At 71.3% G+C, this 19,959-nt stretch carries 20 protein-coding genes; 8 read left to right on the top strand and 12 right to left on the bottom strand.

Features of this window, described 5'->3' with window-relative positions; genetic code table 11:
- Window positions 1–12 precede the first annotated feature (12 nt).
- Complete coding sequence (locus tag ACFWFI_RS08225; protein WP_387387046.1) at window positions 13–636, bottom strand: dihydrofolate reductase family protein; 624 nt, start codon at window positions 634–636, stop codon at window positions 13–15.
- Window positions 637–839: 203 nt separating this feature from the next.
- On the opposite strand from ACFWFI_RS08225, the gene ACFWFI_RS08220 reads away from it, so the two are divergent.
- The gene (locus tag ACFWFI_RS08220; RefSeq protein ID WP_387387042.1) at window positions 840–1,676 is read left to right on the top strand and encodes an aldo/keto reductase; all 837 of its coding nucleotides are present in this window, start codon (window positions 840–842) and stop codon (window positions 1,674–1,676) included.
- A 53-nt stretch (window positions 1,677–1,729) separates the two neighbouring features.
- On the opposite strand, the gene ACFWFI_RS08215 is transcribed toward ACFWFI_RS08220, so the two are convergent.
- The 3 genes from ACFWFI_RS08215 to allB form a co-directional block, all read right to left on the bottom strand.
- Window positions 1,730–2,059, bottom strand: a complete 330-nt coding sequence (locus ACFWFI_RS08215) for a putative quinol monooxygenase (RefSeq protein WP_387387038.1) — start codon at window positions 2,057–2,059, stop codon at window positions 1,730–1,732.
- A 104-nt stretch (window positions 2,060–2,163) separates the two neighbouring features.
- Window positions 2,164–3,279, bottom strand: a complete 1,116-nt coding sequence (gene alc / locus ACFWFI_RS08210; RefSeq protein ID WP_387387035.1) for an allantoicase — start codon at window positions 3,277–3,279, stop codon at window positions 2,164–2,166.
- Window positions 3,280–3,281: 2 nt separating this feature from the next.
- Window positions 3,282–4,625 (bottom strand): allantoinase AllB, encoded by a 1,344-nt coding sequence (gene allB / locus ACFWFI_RS08205; RefSeq protein ID WP_387387032.1) that lies wholly within the window; start codon window positions 4,623–4,625, stop codon window positions 3,282–3,284.
- 332 nt (window positions 4,626–4,957) lie between these two features.
- Between allB and ACFWFI_RS08200 the strand changes: the two genes are divergently transcribed.
- Entirely contained in the window at window positions 4,958–5,758 is an 801-nt protein-coding gene (locus tag ACFWFI_RS08200) for an IclR family transcriptional regulator (protein WP_356531687.1), read from the top strand.
- A gap of 139 nt (window positions 5,759–5,897) precedes the next feature.
- On the opposite strand, the gene ACFWFI_RS08195 is transcribed toward ACFWFI_RS08200, so the two are convergent.
- Window positions 5,898–6,203, bottom strand: a complete 306-nt coding sequence (locus tag ACFWFI_RS08195; protein WP_387387121.1) for a DUF5955 family protein — start codon at window positions 6,201–6,203, stop codon at window positions 5,898–5,900.
- 202 nt (window positions 6,204–6,405) lie between these two features.
- Here ACFWFI_RS08195 and ACFWFI_RS08190 point away from each other — a divergent pair, with 202 nt between their 5' ends.
- Window positions 6,406–7,011 (top strand): nucleotidyltransferase family protein, encoded by a 606-nt coding sequence (locus ACFWFI_RS08190; protein WP_387387028.1) that lies wholly within the window; start codon window positions 6,406–6,408, stop codon window positions 7,009–7,011.
- A 254-nt stretch (window positions 7,012–7,265) separates the two neighbouring features.
- The gene (gene aceB / locus ACFWFI_RS08185; RefSeq protein WP_387387026.1) at window positions 7,266–8,885 is read left to right on the top strand and encodes a malate synthase A; all 1,620 of its coding nucleotides are present in this window, start codon (window positions 7,266–7,268) and stop codon (window positions 8,883–8,885) included.
- Between the two features lie 33 nt (window positions 8,886–8,918).
- On the opposite strand, the gene ACFWFI_RS08180 is transcribed toward aceB, so the two are convergent.
- Together ACFWFI_RS08180 and ACFWFI_RS08175 are read right to left on the bottom strand one after the other, a co-directional pair.
- Window positions 8,919–9,275, bottom strand: a complete 357-nt coding sequence (locus ACFWFI_RS08180; protein WP_387387025.1) for a hypothetical protein — start codon at window positions 9,273–9,275, stop codon at window positions 8,919–8,921.
- Between the two features lie 127 nt (window positions 9,276–9,402).
- The gene (locus ACFWFI_RS08175) at window positions 9,403–10,254 is read right to left on the bottom strand and encodes a maleylpyruvate isomerase family mycothiol-dependent enzyme (RefSeq protein WP_387387023.1); all 852 of its coding nucleotides are present in this window, start codon (window positions 10,252–10,254) and stop codon (window positions 9,403–9,405) included.
- Window positions 10,255–10,510: 256 nt separating this feature from the next.
- Between ACFWFI_RS08175 and ACFWFI_RS08170 the strand changes: the two genes are divergently transcribed.
- Window positions 10,511–11,173, top strand: a complete 663-nt coding sequence (locus ACFWFI_RS08170) for a lysophospholipid acyltransferase family protein (RefSeq protein ID WP_387387021.1) — start codon at window positions 10,511–10,513, stop codon at window positions 11,171–11,173.
- 89 nt (window positions 11,174–11,262) lie between these two features.
- Here the strand turns inward: ACFWFI_RS08170 and ACFWFI_RS08165 are convergent, their stop codons facing one another.
- From ACFWFI_RS08165 to ACFWFI_RS08155, 3 genes are all read right to left on the bottom strand, one after another.
- Window positions 11,263–12,612 (bottom strand): alpha/beta fold hydrolase, encoded by a 1,350-nt coding sequence (locus tag ACFWFI_RS08165; protein ID WP_387387018.1) that lies wholly within the window; start codon window positions 12,610–12,612, stop codon window positions 11,263–11,265.
- Window positions 12,613–12,723: 111 nt separating this feature from the next.
- Window positions 12,724–13,296 carry a QsdR family transcriptional regulator gene (locus tag ACFWFI_RS08160; RefSeq protein ID WP_387387016.1) on the bottom strand — a complete coding sequence of 191 codons (573 nt, stop codon included), beginning with the start codon at window positions 13,294–13,296 and terminating at the stop codon, window positions 12,724–12,726.
- A gap of 99 nt (window positions 13,297–13,395) precedes the next feature.
- Window positions 13,396–14,388 (bottom strand): fibronectin type III domain-containing protein, encoded by a 993-nt coding sequence (locus ACFWFI_RS08155; protein WP_387387013.1) that lies wholly within the window; start codon window positions 14,386–14,388, stop codon window positions 13,396–13,398.
- 117 nt (window positions 14,389–14,505) lie between these two features.
- Here ACFWFI_RS08155 and ACFWFI_RS08150 point away from each other — a divergent pair, with 117 nt between their 5' ends.
- Complete coding sequence (locus tag ACFWFI_RS08150) at window positions 14,506–15,114, top strand: TIGR03086 family metal-binding protein (RefSeq protein ID WP_387387011.1); 609 nt, start codon at window positions 14,506–14,508, stop codon at window positions 15,112–15,114.
- Between the two features lie 86 nt (window positions 15,115–15,200).
- On the opposite strand, the gene ACFWFI_RS08145 is transcribed toward ACFWFI_RS08150, so the two are convergent.
- The gene (locus tag ACFWFI_RS08145) at window positions 15,201–17,345 is read right to left on the bottom strand and encodes a hypothetical protein (RefSeq protein ID WP_387387009.1); all 2,145 of its coding nucleotides are present in this window, start codon (window positions 17,343–17,345) and stop codon (window positions 15,201–15,203) included.
- A 53-nt stretch (window positions 17,346–17,398) separates the two neighbouring features.
- Window positions 17,399–18,082: an alpha/beta fold hydrolase gene (locus tag ACFWFI_RS08140; protein ID WP_387387006.1), complete on the bottom strand. Its 684-nt coding sequence runs from the start codon at window positions 18,080–18,082 to the stop codon at window positions 17,399–17,401.
- A 64-nt stretch (window positions 18,083–18,146) separates the two neighbouring features.
- Here ACFWFI_RS08140 and ACFWFI_RS08135 point away from each other — a divergent pair, with 64 nt between their 5' ends.
- Window positions 18,147–18,950: a chitosanase gene (locus ACFWFI_RS08135; RefSeq protein WP_387387003.1), complete on the top strand. Its 804-nt coding sequence runs from the start codon at window positions 18,147–18,149 to the stop codon at window positions 18,948–18,950.
- Window positions 18,951–19,054: 104 nt separating this feature from the next.
- On the top strand, window positions 19,055–19,921 hold the full coding sequence (locus tag ACFWFI_RS08130; protein WP_387387001.1) for a chitosanase: 867 nt from the start codon (window positions 19,055–19,057) through the stop codon (window positions 19,919–19,921).
- Window positions 19,922–19,959 lie beyond the last annotated feature (38 nt).

Raw genomic sequence — 19,959 nt, 5'->3', positions numbered from 1 at the left:
GGACCGCCTCGGTCATCCCTCGGGCTCGAAGGTTCCGAACCGCGCACGTCCCGCCGGCCGGTAGGTGTTGATCGCGATGCCGCTCCCGGTGGTCCGGGCTCCGGTCAGCTCGAAGGCCGTCGGCCGCCCTCCGTCCGGGAACAGCCGTCTGCCGCTGCCCAGGTAGACCGGGTGGACCAGGAGGTTGACCTCGTCGATCAGGTCATGGGCCATGAGGGACTGCGCAAGGGTGCCGCTCCCGTGGATCTGCAGTTCGCCTTCCGCCGTCCGTTCCTTGAGCCTGGCGACCTCGGCAGGCACGTCGCCCGGGACCACCGTGGTGTTCTCCCAAGCCGGGTCGGTGAGGGTGGTGGAGACGACGTGCTTGGGCAGGGTGTTGAGACGTGAAGCGATGGGGTCCTGCGGGTCGGTGACCTCGGGCCAGTAGGCGGAGAAGATGTCGTACGTACGCCGTCCGAGGAGAAAGGCACCCGCGCGGTCGAAGACCTCCTCCATGAAGGTCCCCATGCCCTCGTCCGCGAAGGGGACCAGCCATCCGCCGTACTCGAAACCGCCTGTGGTGTCCTCGTCGGGACCTCCGGGCGCCTGCATCACTCCGTCGAGCGACACGAACGTGGTGAGAGTCAGCTGCGCCATGGTCCTGCTCCTTACGTCTCGCTGCCATGGGTCCCGGGTCCCGGCAGTCCGTGTGCTTCCACCTTTTCCGACACCACTTTCGGCCGGAATCCAGCGGTGCGCCCGGCAGGATCCGCCCGCGGCCGACCGGCGCCGCGCCGCGCGCCCCTCCCGGCGGCCCGTCCTACGCTGGCGGGGACCGTAAGCGAACGAAATGGGAGACCATGAGCCAGACACCGCCCCCGGTCCGCAATCTCCACGACGGCAGCACCATCCCCGCGGTGGGCCTCGGTACCTGGCCGCTCGACGACGAGGCGGCCGAGAAGGCCGTCGCCGGTGCGCTGCAGGTCGGGTACCGGCTCGTGGATACCGCGCTGAACTACAGGAACGAGACCGGCACCGGCCGCGGGATCGCCCGCTCCGGAGTGCCGAGGCGGGAACTCTTCGTCACGACCAAGGTGCCCGGCCGCCACCACGGGTACGAGGAGACGCTGGCCTCCTTCGAGGAGTCGCGGAGCAATCTGGGGCTGGACTACGTCGACCTCTATCTCATCCACTGGCCGCTGCCCCGGGTGGACAAGTACCTCGACACCTGGAAGGCCATGATCAAGCTCCGCGAGGACGGCCTCGTGCGCGCCATCGGCGTCTCCAACTTCACGGCGGAACATCTGGACCGGCTGGAGCGGGAGACGGGGGTGCTGCCCGTGGTGAACCAGATCGAGATGCATCCGCTGCTCCCGCAGGAGGAGCTGCGGGCGGTGCACACCGCGAAGGGCATCGTCACGGAGAGCTGGAGTCCGCTGGCCCGGGGGCGTCAGGTGCTGGAGGCCCCGGAAGTGATCGCCGCCGCCGAGGCCCATGGTGTGACGCCGGGCCAGGTCGTGCTGCGGTGGCACACCCAGCTGGGAGCGGTGCCGATCCCGAAGTCCGCCGATCCCGGGCGGCAGCGGGAGAATCTCGACCTGTTCGGCTTCGAGCTGACCCAGCAGGAGCTGGACCGGATCGGGGCCCGGCCGCCGCACCGCTTCGGCGGGGACCCCGATACGCACGAGGAGTTCTGACGGCGGTGGTCACCGGTTGCGCGGGGCCGGCCACCGGTCGATGACGGGCACGGTCACCGGTTGCGCGGGGTGACCTCCGACATCCGGGACCAGTCGTCCCCGGGCACCTCGACGTTGATGATCTCCGGGACCTCGCTGACGAGTTCCGACATGGTGTCGATCGCCGCCTTGAAGTGCTCGGAGTTCACATGCGACACGCCCGCCTCCTGCGAGGCGAACGCCTCCAGCAGGACGAACTGGTCCGGGTTCTCGACGCTGTAGGACCAGTCGAAGAAGAGGTTTCCCGGCTCCTGACGGGTGGCGAGGGTGAACTCCTCGACGGCCGGGAGCCAGTTGTCCCGCTCGGCGGTAAGCACGGTGAACTTGACGGCGATGAAGATCATGGCGACTCCTGGTCGGGGCGGCGGCGTCCCGACCAGGGTCCCATATCCCCACAGGCCGGGCATGAACCGGCACACCCGACCGTGGCGCGCAGCGCGCGGGAAAGCTATCCGCCGAGCGCCTCGTGACGGGCGGCCAGCCGTGCCACCCCTTCCTCGGTCAGCGTGCCGAAGAGCCGCAGCCGGGAGATCCCGCCGTCCGGGAAGATGTCGATCCTGACGTGCGTGCCACGGACGGGCTCCGGCAGGACGAAGCGGTGGTTCGTGTCGGGCTGGAGCCGGGTGCGGGGCAGCAGGTCCGCCGACTCACCGCCTTCGCCGTCACTGACCGAAATGGCGGCCCAGCCAGCCGCGTTGCCCTTGAGGTAGGCGGTGTCGATCTCGACGGCCCGGATCTCGGACTGCTCGGCCAGCCGGTACCGGATCCAGTCGTTGCCCTTGTCGCGCCGGCGGCGGGTCTCCCAGCCGTCGTCCATCTTGCGGGAGCGGCCCGGCGCGATGGTGTTGGTGGCCGGGGAGTAGAAGCGGTCGGACGCGTCCTCGACCTCGCCGCCGTTCTCCAGGGCCACCAGGTCGAACGTACCGAGGGCGGCCAGCCACGCCGGGTCGGGTGCCACCTCACCGTGGACGCGCAGGCGGGCTATGCCCCCGTCGGGGTGCTGGTTGACCCGCAGATGGGTGAAGCGCTGCGCCGCGTCGACCTCGAAGCCGTTTGCGGCATGGCCGCCGACAGCCGTACGGGGAACGAGGGTTGTCCACTTCACGTCGGGCGCGAGGAGGTCCTCGGGGGACGGGGAACCCGGCAGTGAGGCCCCTTCGACGGAGACCGACTGCGGGTAGTTGCCGCGGAAGTGTGCGGTGTCGACGATCAGCCCGCGCACCACTCCGGGAGCACCGAGGCGCACGAGGGCCCAGTCGTGGTCCTCGTCGGTGGGGTGCGGCTCGGCGGCGCTCGCACCGCGCCGGCGGCGGGTCTCCCAGCCGTCCATGATCTTGCCCTTGTGCCCGAAGCGCTCGGGGTCGAACTCCGCCGGCTCCGGCTTCAGCAGGTTCTCGCGCTCGGCGAAGAACTCGTCGTTGGCGGCGATGACGCCCGCGCCGAGGCGCCGGTCGGCGAGGTCCACGAGATGAGTGAAGGGGAAGTCGGCGGTGCGGTAGTCGGCGTAGGGGTCGCCCCCGCCGTACGGGCTCGCGTCGCCGGTGAAGTGCGGTGTCGCCGTCATGGTCAGTGGTTCCTTTCGAGGAGACGGCCGGTGGGCTCGGCGAGTACGCCGTCGGCCGCGATCCGCGTGCCGCGCAGCCAGGTGGACTTGACGACGCCGTGCAGGGTCTTCCCCGCGTAGGCGGTGACCTGGTTGCGGTGGAAGAGCCCGGCCGGATCGACGGTGAAGGTCTCGTCGGGGGCGAGGACCGCGAAGTCCGCGTCCCGTCCGGCCTCGATGGCTCCCTTGCGGGTGAGTCCGGCGAGGCCGGCGGGGGCGGCGGACATCCAGCGGGCCACGTCGTCGAGGGTGTGACCGCGTCGGCGTGCCTCGGTCCAGATCGCGGGCAGACCCAGCTGCAGCGAGGAGATCCCGCCCCACGCGGAGGCGAAGTCGGGGGTCTTGAGGTCCGCGGTGCAGGGCGAGTGGTCGGAGACGATGCAGTCGATCGTGCCGTCGGCGAGCCCGGCCCAGAGCGCGTCCTGGTTGGCGCCCTCCCGGATGGGCGGACAGCACTTGAACTCCGTGGCGCCGTCCGGGACTTCCTCGGCGGTCAGAGTGAGGAAGTGCGGGCACGACTCGACGGTGACGCGTACCCCCTCGCGCTTGGCGGCGGCGATCAGCGGCAGCGCGTCGCTGGAGGAGAGGTGCAGGACGTGGACGCGGGCGTTCAGCCTCTTGGCATGGGCGATGAGGCCCTCGATCGCGGCGTTCTCGGCGTCGCGCGGACGGGACGCCAGGAAGTCGGTGTACTTCTCCCCGCTCTTCTGCGGGGCTTCGGCCAAGTGGTGCGGATCCTCGGCGTGCACGATCAGCAGGCCGCCGAAGCCGGCGATCTCCGCCATGGAACGGGCCAGCTGCTCCTGGTCCAACTCGGGGAACTCCTCGACGCCGGAGGGCGAGAGGAAGCACTTGAAGCCGAACACCCCGGCCTCGTACAGCGGACGCAGGTCCTTCGTGTTGGACGGGACCGCACCGCCCCAGAAGCCGGTGTCGATGTGCGCCTTGGGGGCGGCCACCTGCTGCTTGACGCGCAGATTCTCGACCGTGGTGGTCGGCGGGAGGGAGTTGAGCGGCATGTCGAGCAGGGTCGTGATGCCGCCCGCCGCCGCGGCGCGGGTGGCTGTCCAGAAGCCCTCCCACTCGGTGCGGCCGGGGTCGTTCACGTGGACATGGGTGTCGACGAGCCCCGGCATCAGGACGTCGTCGCCGAAGTCCTCGACGCGGGCGCCGCCCGGCACCTCGGTGTCGTACGGCAGGACCGCCTCGATCTCCCCGCCGGCGACGAGGACCGCTGCGGCGCGGGTTCCCTCGGGGGTGACGACGCGCGTCGAGCGGAGTACCAGTTTCACGTCCACACCGGACACCTGTGCTCCTCACGCAGATTCAACGATTTGTTGAAGGAGTCTTCACTCGGGAAAGCGGCCCGTCAAGACCTCACTTCCTTCATGCGACGACCAGTGGATCACGGACGGCGCGGATTGTAGATTTCCACGAAGTAAAAGTTCATTTTCGACAGGCGGAACGTAGAATGAGCCAGGAGCGGCATCACCGTGCTTCGGGCCGAACACGGGCCGGACCGCCGACACCAGGACAAAACAGGTCCTGACCGGCAAGGACGCCGCACCGGGAGCAGTGGGCCGATCGGGAACAGCCCGGTAGGCTGCTGCCTTGCCTCCGCTTCGAAAGGACCGTTGACGTGCCGCCGTCCCACGCCAGCACATCCGACTCCAAGCCCGCCGGTCCCAGCGGCGGCGTGCAGTCCCTCGAGCGCGCCTTCGATCTGCTGGAGCGCATGGCGGATGCCGGGGGCGAGGTCGGGCTCAGCGAGCTGTCCGCGAGCAGCGGACTCCCGCTCCCGACCATCCACCGGCTGATGCGCACCCTGGTGGTGTGCGGTTACGTACGCCAGCAGCCCAACCGGCGTTACGCGCTGGGCCCGCGCCTGATCCGCCTCGGAGAGTCCGCGTCCCGGCTGCTGGGCACCTGGGCGCGGCCGTATCTCCAGCGGCTGGTCGAGGAGACCGGTGAGACGGCGAACATGGCGCTGCTCGACGGGGACGAGATCGTCTACGTCGCCCAGGTGCCGTCGAAGCACTCGATGCGGATGTTCACCGAGGTCGGCCGACGGGTGCTCCCCCACTCCACCGGTGTCGGCAAGGCGCTCCTCGCGCACACCCCGGCGGACGAGGTGCGAGCCCTCCTGGCCCGCACGGGCATGCCTGCGGCCACAGAGAAGACGATCACCACGCCGGACGGTTTCCTCGACGCGCTGGAACAGGTGCGGAGGGCGGGCTACGCGGTGGACGACAACGAGCAGGAGATCGGCGTCCGCTGCCTCGCGGTCCCGGTGCCGGACTCCCCCACCTCGGCCGCCATCTCCATCTCCGGACCCGCGGGCCGGGTGACGGAGACTGCGACCGAGCGCATCGTGCCGATCCTGCAGCAGATCGCGAAGGAACTCTCCGAGGCGCTGGCGAGCAGCGGCCCGGCCTCCTGAGGCCGGCCGGCTCCCCCCGCCCGGACAGCCGAGCAGCACGGCGGGCCCGTTCATCAGGGCCCGTGCGGCGGCCGCCCACCGCCTGATGGACCTCGGCGGTCGCCGCGGCCACCGCACGCCGGCTGATCCGCCGCTGACCTCACGGTTGGCGCGGCGGCTCCCCGAAGAGGTCCACGGCGATCCGTACGTCCCGCAGGCCGGGCGCCAGCGCGCTGACCGAGCCGATCGCCCCCGCGACCAGCAGCAGCGAACGGCGCAGCCGGGGGATCTCGGGCCTCCCGCTGACCGCCATGGCGTTCAGTGCGGCCAGCTCGTCCTCGGCGATACCCCGGTCCGGGAACTCGACCGGATGCCCGGCAAGTTCGCGACGGAGCCGGGAGACAGCCGTACGCAGCTCCGTCACCCTCGGGTCCTCGCCGCTTCCGGTCAACCGCTCCTGCCCCACGCTTCGCAACAAAGCACTCCCCCTCGCACGTCATTGTGCCGGTGTGTGACCTGACCCCGGGCGGCGGTCAAATACCTGGGGCCGTCCGCAAGTCAACGCCACCGAAGGTGGCGTCCGCCACGGTGCGGACAAGGAACGAGGGTACCCCTGAGGGGTGACAGCCAATCCGCCGGTACGAACGACGCAGTGGTATCCAGAGCACATGGCTCATTCACAACGGATCCCCGTGGTCGCCGGGGTACTGCTCGCCGCGGGCGGCGGCCGTCGCCTCGGCGGCCGGCCGAAGGCCCTGCTGGAGCACCGCGGCCGCCCCCTGGTCGAGCACGCGGTGCGCGCGCTGCGCAACGGCGGGTGCGGCCCTGTGCATGTCGTCCTGGGCGCCGCGGCCGAGGAGGTGCGGACCCTGGCGGACCTCTCGGCCTGCGAGGTGGCGTTGAACCCGTCGTGGGAGGAGGGCATGGGCTCCTCGCTCCGGGCGGGGCTGGACTCCCTCGCCGGTTCGCATACAGACGCGGCCCTCGTCCTCCTGGTCGACCAGCCGGGCATCGGGGCGGAGGCGGTGGCCCGGGTCCGCTCGGCATTCCGCTCCCGGGCGACCCTGGCGGCCGCCGCGTACGACGGGGAGCGCGGCCATCCCGTGCTGTTCGGGGCCGACCACTGGGCGGACATCTCGGCGGGTGCGATCGGCGACCAGGGGGCGCGGGCGTACCTGCGGGCGCATCGCGATGCGATCACGCTCGTCGAGTGTTCCGATGTCGCTCAGGCACACGACATCGACACGGTGGAGGACCTGACACACCTTGAATGAACGGACCGTATCGGACCTGGCACGCCGCGCCACCACGACGGCACGTCTGTCGACCCGGAGAATCTCGATATCAACAAACCATTGAACTTCCACCATGAGGAAACTAATATCCACTGATCAGAAGCTCATGGTTCCGCTTCCGGTCCTCGGCGGTACCCATGGCCGTATCTCGGAGCCCTGGCACCCCGTGCCGTCCCGGGCGACCCGGCGGCCGTGGGATGCCGCCGCACCACCCGCTGAAGGAGTGACAGCTCATGTCCGCACCAGCGCCGTCCCCGCTGGCCATCGTCGATGCCGAGCCCCTGCCGAGGCAGGACGAGGTCCTGACCGATGCGGCCCTCGCGTTCGTGGCCGAGCTGCACCGGCGGTTCACGCCCCGGCGTGACGAGCTGCTCGCCCGCCGCGGCGAGCGCCGCGCCGAGATCGCCCGCACCTCCACGCTGGACTTCCTGCCGGAGACGGAAGCGGTCCGCGTGGACGACACCTGGAAGGTCGCCCCGGCCCCGGCCGCGCTGGACGACCGCCGGGTGGAGATCACCGGTCCCACCGACCGCAAGATGACCATCAACGCCCTGAACTCGGGCGCCAGGGTCTGGCTCGCCGACTTCGAGGACGCGTCCGCCCCCACGTGGGAGAACGTGGTCACCGGCCAGCTCAACCTGATCGACGCGTACACCCGGAACATCGACTTCACCGACCCGAAGTCGGGCAAGTCGTACGCCCTCAAGCCCGCCGAGGAGCTCGCGACCGTCGTCACGCGCCCGCGCGGCTGGCACCTGAACGAGCGCCACCTCCAGCTCGACGGCACCCCGGTGCCCGGCGCGCTGGTCGACTTCGGCCTCTACTTCTTCCACAACGCGCAGCGCCTCATCGACCTCGGCAAGGGCCCGTACTTCTACCTGCCGAAGACGGAGTCGCACCTGGAGGCCCGCCTCTGGAACGACATCTTCGTCTTCGCCCAGGACTACGTCGGCATCCCGCAGGGAACGGTCCGCGCGACCGTCCTGATCGAGACGATCACCGCCGCGTACGAGATGGAGGAGATCCTCTACGAGCTCCGCGACCACGCCTCCGGGCTGAACGCGGGCCGCTGGGACTACCTCTTCTCCATCGTCAAGAACTTCCGCGACGGCGGCTCGAAGTTCGTCCTGCCGGACCGCAACCTGGTCACGATGACCGCCCCGTTCATGCGGGCGTACACCGAACTCCTGGTCCGCACCTGCCACAAGCGCGGCGCGCACGCCATCGGCGGCATGGCGGCCTTCATCCCCTCACGGCGCGACGCCGAGGTCAACAAGGTCGCCTTCGAGAAGGTCAAGGCCGACAAGGACCGCGAGGCGGGCGACGGCTTCGACGGCTCGTGGGTGGCCCACCCGGACCTGGTCCCGATCGCGATGGCCTCCTTCGACGCGGTCCTCGGCGACAGGCCGAACCAGAAGGACCGCCTGCGCGAGGACGTCTCGGTGGCGGCAGGCGACCTGATCGCCATCGACACCCTGGACGCGAAGCCCTCGTACGACGGCCTGCGCAACGCGGTGGCCGTCGGCATCCGTTACATCGAGGCGTGGCTGCGGGGCATGGGCGCGGTCGCCATCTTCAACCTGATGGAGGACGCCGCCACCGCCGAGATCTCGCGCTCGCAGATCTGGCAGTGGATCAACGCGGACGTGGTCTTCGAGAACGGCGAGCACGCCACCGCCGACCTCGCCCGCAAGGTCGCGGCCGAGGAACTCGCCACGATCCGCGCGGAGATCGGCGACGAGACCTTCGAGTCCGGCAAGTGGCAGCAGGCCCACGACCTGCTGCTCCAGGTCTCGCTGGACCAGGACTACGCGGACTTCCTGACGCTGCCTGCGTACGAACAGCTGGGCTGACGCCTGCACGCCGAAGCGCCGCACCCCCGCGGGTCACCGCGCCGGAGTGCGGCGCTTCCGGCATGCGGGCAGGTCGGCGGCGACCATGCGGGCGAGACACACGGCGGCTCGCACCAGCAGGACATTCGTGGCCGCCCCCAGCCCGCACGCGAGAGCAGGACTGCCGGCTCCGGCGTCGCCCGCTTCCCCGGCGAAATCGCCGAACACGGCTGTGAGCGGCATGAGGACGAAGACGTACAGGACGTTCAGCCCTGGCAGGGACAGCCGGAACGACAACGAACTCGCGTGGGAGGAATCTTGGGCGCCCACGAGGAGCCCCCCGGCAACCATGGCGACGATGTAGGTGACGGCCAGGATCCGGGCGCCTCGGCGACAGTGGGTACGACTCATCGGTGCGGCCCTCTCGGCTCGGCACATGGGCGTGCGGTCACTCGGTACGGCCGAGCGCAGCACCATTATTGAACACGTTCAAGCGTGCTGGCGAAACGGTTGCCTGCGATGGCGTCCGGTTCGGTCCTCAGCGGACGACGGACACGATCCGGCAGACGGCTTCGGCCAGAGGACGTCGGCCCTGGATGTGGGCGCGGGCGAGGGCGGCGGCAGGTTCGATGCCCCGCGTGCACAGGCGCCAGGCGGTCTCCGCGTCCAGCGTCACGGACGCCTTGGGCCGCCCGTCGGGGGGCGGAGCGAGCGACCACCGCTCCTCGCCGGCCGTCACGGTCCAGGTGCCTCCGGACGAGCCTTCGACCACCACCCGGACCTGCGTTCCGGGGGCCGCGGGCGTGTCACGCAGCGTGTGCGGCAGAGCTCGCATGAAGGTGTCCAGGGTGGCGGCAAGAGCGCGAGGCCCGGGGTCCGTGCCGCGTCCCGTGGCGTGGCGGATCTGCTGGCGGTGCGTCCAGTACTCGGTGAACTCGCGTGCGATGTCCAGCCATCCCGGCGCCGGGTCCACGCCTGCCCAGGACACTCCCACCCTCGCCGAACGGAGGTCGAGGGATGCGAACATGGCGTCGACCTGAGCGCCTGCCACCCCGAGAGCGGCGATGAGCTCGGCCGGGGTGTCGCCGGCGTGGAAGTCGACCCCCTCCTGGTTGATGCGGTGGATGAACGCCTCCAGGGTCTCTCCCGGCGAGGGAGCGGGCCGAGACTCGTCCGTGTGCCGGCTCAGGCGGCCGTGGTAGTCACCGAGGATGTGGGCGGCGAGATCCTTCACGCTCCAGCCCGGCACCGCCTCCGCGGCCCATTCAGCGGGTCCCAGCGTGCGCAGCAGGTCCAGGAGCGAGGCCAGTTCAGGTCCGAACAGGGGGCGGGCATCGATCGGTGTGCCGAGCCATGGGGCGTCGGGCATCTCATCGGTCCGAGGACTCATGGGCGGAGCCTGGCACTCGAGCGGCCCCGGGTGCGAGCGAATTGGTGCTGCCCGCGCCCTGAAGCGCCTGTCGGACCCCTTCGACCGCCGCCTCATCCGGCCCCGGGACGACTTCTTCGAGCACGCCCACGCCCGAGGGAGGGCCCATGTCAACGAGTTGGCACCGGGCACCAAAGATGAGTGCGGCTACTCAGGCTCCGGTCACTCCCACAGCCGACGATGGACATCAGCATTGTCGAGCTCAGGAGATCCGGACATGCTCAGCCGCTTCGCCGACGTCCTGGTACCCGCTGTCGGCCGCCTCACGATCACCGCCGACGCGGGCGCCGAACTCGCCCCCGGCAGCATCATCGCGGCGAACCACACCTCGCTCGCCGACCCCGCCGTCGTGCTCGCCGCCCTGCACCGCCTCGGGGTCCGTCCGGTCGTCATGGCGGCCGCCGGACTGTGGCGCGTCCCGGTGCTCGGCCGCGCGCTCGCCCTCGAAGGGCACATCCCCGTCCACCGGGGCGACCGGCGCGCGGCGAACGCCCTGGACGGAGCCGCCGAAGCGCTCGAGCGCGGACGCCTGGTTCTGATCTACGCGGAGGGCGGCATCCCGCAACGCGCGGATGCCGCAGAAGCAGCACCCGGGGCCTTCCGCAGCGGCTTGTCCCGGCTCGTCCAGCGAACCGGGGCGCCGGTGGTGCCCGTCGGCCAGGCCGGCGCCCGTCGGGTCACCTCGGGAAGCGTGGCCAAGCAACTCGCGGGCCTGTTCACGGCGCCGCTGCGCCGCCCGGAGCTGCACGTGCACATCGGAGAACCACTCGAGCTGACAGCGGACGGGGCCGCCCGGACCGAGCAGGCCCGCACAGCGGTGACGGCAGCCTGGCGGACGGCCGCCGCACAGCTCGGAGAACCCGCCGCGCTCGCCGCTTGAGGTGCGTTCCGTCCTGGTAGGGCAGGACGGGCCGAGCGCCGAGGCGCTGTTCCCGGCCGGACCGGACCGGCCGGGAAGAGCGGCATCCCTCACCCGCCGGAAGGGATGTCCACGTAGTCCTTGAAGAGCAGCGACACGGTATGGCGGTCGGAGGGCCAGTTCGCCACGGCGATGGTCTCCTCCACCCCTCCGGCCCCCCGCATCGTCTGCGTGACAGGGATCGTTCCACGAGCCCGGCCGTCGGCCGGAAGGGACAGGTCGGTGGCCGTCAGGAACGGGACGCGGTCGAAGGGCGGTAGCGCCGCGTCCAGGTGGCTGACTCCGTCGCATCCCTTGTCGAACGCGAACAGACCGAGTATCTGCCGGAGTTGGGGTGACACTGCGGGATTCAGCACATCGGTCCCGCCGATGCGGAGACGGTCGTCGTCCGCCGTTCCGGCCCGCCATTCGCGTGCGCGGACGACGGTGAGCGCCGTGTGCCCGGGGCATGCGTCGATGGAGTCCGAGACACCGCCCGGCGGGGAGACGAGCAGGCGCACGAAGCGGTCGCCGCGCTCGAACGGTTCGAAGTAGAAGTGGTTGGTCCGCTCTCCGGGACGGATGAGCGCCAGCTCGTAGTGTCCTCGTCCACTCACTCCGAGCGGGCCGAAGGCACCGTCCGCGCCGACCCGGACCACGTGCTGCGGGAGAAGTGCGGCCCGTGCGCCGGTGGCGGAGTCGAGTCTCCACACCTCCAGGCGGCCCGCGAGCCCCTTGTTCTGCGGGAAGTGGACCGCGCGGCCTGCGATCTCCACGGAGGCCGACGGCTCGGGCAGCACCCGCGTGGTGAGCGGTGGCCTGCCCCGTAGGAACGCGTAGATGTGGGCGAAGCTCTCCGCGGACGTGGCGCTCTCCGTGTGTCCCGCCCGTGGCTCGTGGACGTTGAGCGCGCCGACGATCGAGCCGTTCGGCTGGAGGCTGCTCCAGATGGCGAGGGTGGGCACCCCGCCGGGCTGGGCGGCCGCCGTACGGCCGTCCAGGTTCACGTACTTGGCGACCTCCTCCGCACGCTCCGGCAGGGAGAGATAGGCCTGCGCCACCCGCGTGCCGCGCGAGTGGGCGAGGAGGTCGACCTTCTGCGCGCCTGTGCGCGCCAGGACGGTGTCGACCAGTTCCTCCAGTCCGGCGATCGCGTGGTCGTCCGTCGCGATGGAGGTGTCGTACTCGTGGACGTACAGCAGGTCGTCGCGGTAGCCGTTGCCGGAGAACCGCTTGGCCTGGGACTGCCACTGCTGGGCCGAGCCCTCCTGACCGTGCACGAAGATCACGGGATTGACCGTGGCGCGCGGTGCGGTGGCGGCGTGCGTCGGGGCGGTCAGGGCGGCGAGTGTTCCGACGAGTGCCAGAAACACCGCGAGCAGCGTGGCCCGGCCCGCCCGGGCCGGCTGGGAACCAGTCATCGTGTCCTCCGAGTTGCCGTCGTCGGAGTGGGAAACTACGGCCGGCCCCGACGGGTCACCACATGCCGGTCCAAAGGTGAGACAGCGGTCTCAGGTCGCGCCGGAGGGCGTTCAGCGGGTTTGCTGGAGTACGGCGCGGGCAGTGCGTTCGGCCAGGGCGAGGTCCGGCCGGCGCCTGCTCAACAGCTCCGAGTACAGGGCGGATTCGACGACCCGCACATAGAGATAGGCGAGATCGTCGATGCCGGAACGAGGCCAGAGGCGGTCCCTCTCCCCCGCTTCCAGCAGGATGCTCCGCTGGGCCATGACGGCACGCCGGTGCACACAGCCACCGGTCAGCAGGCGCCGCGCCGTCTCCGGTTCGGTACGCAGGAAACCTTCGAAGGGGGCGGAGCCGCGCAGGGCGGTGACGAAGTAGCGGGTGATCTCCAGGACTCCGTCCACGCCCGCACGGGTACGCCGGCGCCGCGCCCGGTCCAGGAGGTGGTCCGCCAGCTCCCACAGCACGTCGGCCAGGAGCGCGTCGCGGCTGCCGACCACGCGGTAGAGGGTGGCCCTGCTGACCGCGAGGTCCTGGGCGAGCGCGTCCATGTCCACCGTGCCGTGCCGCAGGAAGTACCGGCAGGCGCTGTGCACGACATGGCCCCGGGTGACCACACGTCGGGAAGACCGCGCACCTGGCATGGCCGACTGCCTCCTCTGCCGACTCCGGCACCGCCGCCGGGGCCCGGTACCTTAGCGCGTGGGCGCGGTCGGGGACGAGCGGCCGCCGGGCCGCGGCCGTCAGCCGGGGAGGACCACCGTTCGCTGGGCCGAGAAGTCACCCCACTTCCCGTCGGGGAGCTTGGGCCGGATCTTGAGTGAGTAGCGGGTGCCGGGCGGGTCGGTCAGGGTGAGCCGGTAGGTCGCGCGGCCCGTGGGCGGTGTGCCGCCCCAGACGATCGTGGTGGTCAGCTTGCCGTTGAGGAACAACTGGTACGCCGGAATCGTGCCGCCGGTGTCCGGCTGGTCCCAGGAGAGGTCGACCAGGGACTCCTTGCCCTGCGCAGTCGTCTTCGTCCGCAGCCCGGTGGGCGCCGTGCTCGCGGGGGCGCCCGGCTCGGACGGGGTGGTGAGGTCGAGCGCGTCGCTGTCCGGCGAGGACCGGTCGGCGGCGTCACGTGCGCGGACCGTGAAGGTGTAGACGGTGCCGGGCCGCAGTCCCGTGAGCCGTGCCGTGGTCTGCGTGCCGGAGACGCTGTGGATCCTGGAATCCTCCTGGTAGACGTCGTACGAGGTGACGCCCACGTCGTCCGTGGAGCCGCCCCAGGACAAGGTGACCGTTCGGCCGCTGTCCGCCTCGCCCCGCAGTTTCGTCGGTCCGGTCGGCGGTTTCTCGTCGGCGGGCGCCGTCGCGGGTGTGGTGACGGGGGCGCCGGCGCTCGGGGCGGAGAGGTTTCCGGCTGCGTCACGGGCCCTGACGGTGAAGGTGTAGGCCGTGGACGCGGTGAGACCGTCGATGTCGGTCATCAGCTTCGCCGCGTCCACCGAGGCGGCCTTCCTCCCCTCGCGGTAGACGTCGTAGCCGGTGACGCCCTCGTTGTCCGAGGACCGCTCCCACATGACGTGTACGGAGGTGGCGCTGCCGGCCTGTGCTGTCACCCCCTCGGGGGCTGTCGGGTTCTTGGTGTCCGCTTCGGCGGAGCCGCCACAGGCGGTGAGCGCGGCGAGGAGCAGCGCGGCGGAACAGGCCAACGCGGTGCGTGCGTGGGGGCGTTGCACGGTGATGCCTTCCATCCGACAGCAATGGTCCAGACCTATATGCCACGGTGTCGGGGCCGCCGACAAGAGGGCGGATCGGAACGTTCCGCAATGTCCGCGATGAGTTCCGGGCCCGGAAAGGGTCTGAAGGGTATGGAAACGCATGAGGGAACCGCACCCGGCCTCGATCTCGAACCGGCGGCGCGGCAGATCCGCGAGCTGATCGGCACCGTCGACGACCGGCAGCTGGCCGGCCCCACGCCCTGTCCCGACTACTCGGTACGGGAGCTGCTCGGGCACCTGCTGGGGCTGACCGTCGCCTTCCGCGACGCGGCCCACAAGAAGATCGGCACCTCGACCGGCACTCCCCCGACATCGTCCCTGCCGGTACTTCCCGCCGACTGGCGCACGGCGCTGCCACCCCTGCTGGACGAGCTGGTCGCGGCCTGGCGCTCCCCGGCCGCCCAGGAGGGCATGACCCAGGCGGGCGGGGTCGATCTGCCCGGGCAGATCGCCGGACTGGTCGTACGGAACGAGCTGGTCGTGCACGGCTGGGACCTGGCCAGATCGACGGGACAGGACTTCCGGGCGGACGAGGCGAGCCTGCACTCCTCGGAAGCGCTGCTGGCGCCCGGGGACGACGACAGGTCCGGCCCCGACGCGATCTTCGGCCCGCCGGTCCCCGTGCCTGCCGACGCGCCACTGGTCGACCGGGTGATCGCGCTGAGCGGGCGCCGGCCCGACTGGCAACCGGGCGGCTGACGGCCTCCGGACGCACGTGCGCTCCGGGGCGGCGGGGAACCGAGCCGCTCCGGGGCCGGGCGGGCACCCGGCCCGCCCCGCGGCCGTCAGGCCTCCTCGTCGGGGCCCCGCAGCGCCCGCAGCACCTCCCGCGCCCGCTCCTGGAACCGTCCGTCGGCGGATGTGGTGGCCGTGTCCGCGCCCGAGGCGGTCACCCGCACATCCCGCTCGGCCAGCTGCGTCAGCCGGCGGCGGTGTTCGCCGGTCATGGCGCTGGGGCCCAGCTCCAAGAGCGCGTCGAGAGCGGTGAAGGGGTCCGCGTCCTGCTCCGCCGAGTCCAGCAGGAGCCCCGCCGCCGCACGCACGTCCAGCCTCTCCGGGGCGACGGCGTGCAGCGCGAGCACGATCACCGGGCTGTGGAGCGGCTCCGGAAGCAGCCGCTCCAGGGCCTCGGTGAGCGGTCGTCCCTCGCCGCCCAGCAGTGCGGTGACTCGTGCGGCCCGGGCCACCGTCCACCGCGTCCAGCTCAGCTCGGTCTCCCCCAGCGCGGCCCGCAGCAGAGGCACCGCTTGCTCCGCACGGCCCGCGATCCGCCACAACGCCTCTGCGACGGCGACGTCGGCGTCGAGATCCGGGACGGTGCGGTTCGCGGCGGGGTCGCTCGTGGCGGCGGACAGGGCTGCCAGCAGTCCCGCCGCGCGTGGGCCCATGGCGGCGGCGACCGACGCGGCCTCACGCACCCCGTGCGCGTCACCGTCCGCCAGCCTCTCCGCCAGGACGGTCAGCAAGGGCTGCGCTTCGTCGGTGAGTTCGAACAGGACCCGGGCCGCGGCGAGCCTCCCTTCCTGCCCCGACCGGGCTTCCCGGCGCAGCACCCGGCCCGCCGTGGCCCGGTCCTCGGGGCCGCAGACCGCGGCCACCGCCCTCGTCATCTGCTGCGGGAACTTCCCGAGCGCGGCCAGCACTTCGGGCAGGGCCGAGGACGCCCTGCTCCCCCAGGCTTCGAGCAGGGCCGCGTACCGGTAGGGTTCCTGGCCGCTGAGCGCGTCCGGCTCGGCCAGGCGGGCGCGCACGGCTGTGAGCAGGGCGGCGTCACAGGGAACGCGGGGTGAGCCGAGCAGACCTCCGCACGCGGCGTCGAGGGCCCGGGGGCGCCGGGCGAGGTCACGGGCGAGGAACGGCACGGCCCGGTCGGTGTCGACGTCGACCAGCGCCGCGAGTGCCTGGTCAGCCTGTCCGTCGTCCCGCGAGGCGAGTTCCGCCAGCAGGGGGCCGGCTTCGGCGGCGTGTCCGCCGAGCAGCCGGAGCAGGGGCAGCACCGTCTCCGTGATCGTCGGGTCCCGGCGGATCGCGTCGCACAGCGGGCCCGCGAGCCGCTCCCGCGCACTTCGCGAGACCTGCACGACGGACTCCGACGCCCAGACGGCCTCGGCGAGCACCCCGGGCCGCCCGGTGCGCAGCGCGGCACCCAGCAGCCCGTACGCGCCGTCGCGGTCCGCGGGAGTGTTCCTGAGCAGCAGGGCCGAGACGACGTACTGGAGGGGCTCGCTGCGGTCGAGGTCCATGCGGTCGGCGACAAGGTGGTCGGCCGGCAGCAGCGCGAGCATGGCGTCGTGGTGATCCGGACCCCAGTCCGCCCCCGCGTCCACGCATCCCATCAGGGCGGCGATGCGGACCTCGGCCGGCCTGTCGGGCCCGATTGCCTCCGAGGCGAGCGCGGCCGTGCCCGCCGGATCCAGGTGGACCAGACCGCCCAGCAGTTCGGCCAGGACCTGTGGATCGGTCTCGGCCGCGAAGCGGTCACGGAGCGCCCCGTACACGTCGCCCGTCGCGCCGGTCATGGCCGCGGCCCAGGCCGCCGCCTGGCGTACGCCGCTGTCCCCGGCCTCCAGCGACGCCAGCAGCAGAGGCAGTTCGGCGGTCACGGCACGGCGGGCGGCGGCCTCGTCGCTCTCGCCGTCGTCCACGCCGTTCTCCGCTATGCCGCCGAGCAGGGCCACCACGTCCGCGGTACGGATCCCGGCGGCGGCGATCCGGGCGAGAAACGGCACGGCGTGGGCCGTGGCCTCGTACACCGACCCCTGGTGAAGGATGCTGCCGTACAGGTCGGAGAGAGCCTCCGCGGCCTTCTCGTCGTCCTCCCCCGCCAGCCCCCGCAGGCAGTCGGGCACATCGGCGGCGCTGCCGTAGGCGTGCGTGAGACCGGCCCACGGGTGGGTGTCGACTTCGGCGAGGAAGCGGCTGAGATCCATGCCGCGGATCATGGCACCCGGCACTGACAGCACCCCCGTGCGCGGGGGCTGCCTCAGCTGGTGAAGAACTCGGTGATCTGCTGGGCGACCTGATCCGCGTGCTTCTTGTGCACCTGGTGACCGCCGCCCAGGGTGATCAGCCGGCAGTCGGGGATGAGCGAGGCCATGTCGGCCAGCCGATCCTGCGGCATACCGCTCTCCGGGCCCCCCGCGATCATCAGTGTCGGAGCGACGATCTGCCCCAGCTCCTCCTCCCAGTGGGGGTCCGGCTCGGCGATCTGCGCCCGGACGGCCGCCAGGGCGTTCTCGTCGTAGTCCACCGGTCCCGTCGGACGAGTGTCGGCGACCAACTGTCCCGGGAACGGCGGCGGGGTCTCGACGAGTACCAGCCGCTCCACCCGGTCCGCGTGCTCCTCGGCCAGCAGATAGGCGACCACTCCGCCCATCGAGTGGCCGACGAGGCCGACCCGGTCGAGCTCGCAGGCGTCGAGGAACTCCAGGACGTCGTCCCGCATCTGCTCGAAGCCGTACTCGTCGGGCCAGTCACTCTCGCCGTGCCCGCGCAGATCGATGGCGTACACCCTCCACTCCTCGCCGAGCAGGGTGCCCACCGCCTCCCAGCTCAGGGACGAGCCGCCGAGCCCGTGCAGGAGCACGACGGGCGAGCCGAAGGGGTCGCCCCAGGTTCGATACGCCAGCCGCACATCGCCGACGTCCACAACAGACTGATCTTCCATATTCCGAACGCTACAGGCGCCGGGCCTCGGCCGGCACCGGCCCCCGACCTGGCACGCTTGGTGCGTGAAGCACAGACGTCTCGCCCTCGCCGCCGTCGCGGCCCTCGTCCTCACCGGCTGCTCCGGGTCCGGTTCCGGCTCTCCCGAAAAGGGGCTCGACGACCCCGCGAAGAAGGACATCGCGATGCGGCTGGTGTCGAGCGCGGAGAACTCCACGCTCGACTGGAAGGCCCAGTACGACTACATCGAGGACATCGGCGACGGCCGCGGCTACACCGCCGGCATCATCGGATTCTGCTCCGGCACCGGGGACCTGCTGAAGGTCGTCGAGCGCTACACGGCGAAGCGCCCGGGTAACGCCCTGGAGGACTTCCTGCCGGCGCTGCGCGCGGTGAACGGTACCGACTCGCACGAAGGGCTCGGCGACACCTTCACCGCGGCCTGGGAGAAGGCGGCGGCGGATCCCGTGCTCAGATCGGCGCAGGACGCCGAGCGGGACGAAACCTACTTCGATCCGGCGGTCGAGCGCGCCGAGGCGGACGGGCTCAGCGCCCTGGGGCAGTTCATCTACTACGACGCCTATGTGATGCACGGCTACGCCGACGCCGAGGGCACGGTCGGCTTCCGGACGATACGCGCCCAGGCCGTCGCCGAGGCCGAACCGCCGTCCGAGGGCGGTGACGAGGAGGCGTATCTGAACGCCTTCCTGGACGCCAGGGTGGCCGCGATCCGCAAGGAGCCCTCGCACAGCGACACCAGCCGCGTGGAGACCGCCCAACGCGTCTTCGTACGAGAGGGAAAGCTCCAGCTGGAGACCCCGCTGGTGTGGAAGGTCTACGGGGAGAGCTTCCGCATCGACGCGAGCTGAAGACTCCGGGCCGTCCGTGCACGGGGGGTTACCGCGCGCTCCGAGCTCTGGTAGGAAAGTTTCCTAACAGAATATCGGAACGACGAACTCCTGCTGGAGGACTGGTGCATCACCCCCACAACAGCACCTCGCGTCGCACCACCCGATTCACCCGCACCGTCGGACTCGCCGTGCTGGCCCTCGGGCTGACCTTCACGGCGATTCCGGCGACCGCCCACGCCGGCGCCCCCACGCCGTCGGCCGCACACCTGGAGGCAGCCGCGACCGGTCTCGACGACCCCGCGAAGAAGGACATCGCGATGCAGCTGGTGTCGAGCGCGGAGAACTCCACGCTCGACTGGAAGGCCCAGTACGACTACATCGAGGACATCGGCGACGGCCGCGGCTACACCGCCGGCATCATCGGATTCTGCTCCGGCACCGGGGACATGCTCGACCTGGTGGAGCTGTACACCGAGCGGAAGCCGGGCAACGTCCTGGCTTCGTACCTGCCCGCGCTGCGGAAGGTGGACGGGACCGACTCGCACGAGGGGCTCGACCCCGGCTTCACCGGCCACTGGGCCGAGGCCGCGTCGGACCCCGCGTTCCAGCAGGCCCAGAACGACGAGCGCGACCGGGTGTACTTCGACCCGGCGGTGCGCCAGGGCAAGGCCGACGGCCTCGGCACACTGGGTCAGTTCGCGTACTACGACGCCGTCGTGATGCACGGCGGCGGGAACGACAGCACGGGCTTCGGAGCGATCCGGCAGATGGCGCTGGCGCAGGCGAACCCGCCGTCGCAGGGCGGTGACGAGGTGGCTTACCTCGACGCGTTCCTGGACGCGCGGGTCTGGGCGATGAAGCAGGAGGAGGCCCATTCGGACACCAGCCGGGTGGACACCGCCCAGCGGGTGTTCCTGCGGAACGGCAATCTGAATCTGGACCCGCCGCTCGACTGGCAGGTCTACGGCGACAGCTTCCACATCGGCTGACGCCACCCGCCCAGCGTGCGCGTGCGGGCCCCGTGAAG

The sequence above is a fragment of the Streptomyces sp. NPDC060209 genome (assembly GCF_042728155.1).
In the GTDB taxonomy this organism is placed as follows: domain Bacteria; phylum Actinomycetota; class Actinomycetes; order Streptomycetales; family Streptomycetaceae; genus Streptomyces.
This window is presented reverse-complemented; position numbering and strand designations above follow the sequence as displayed.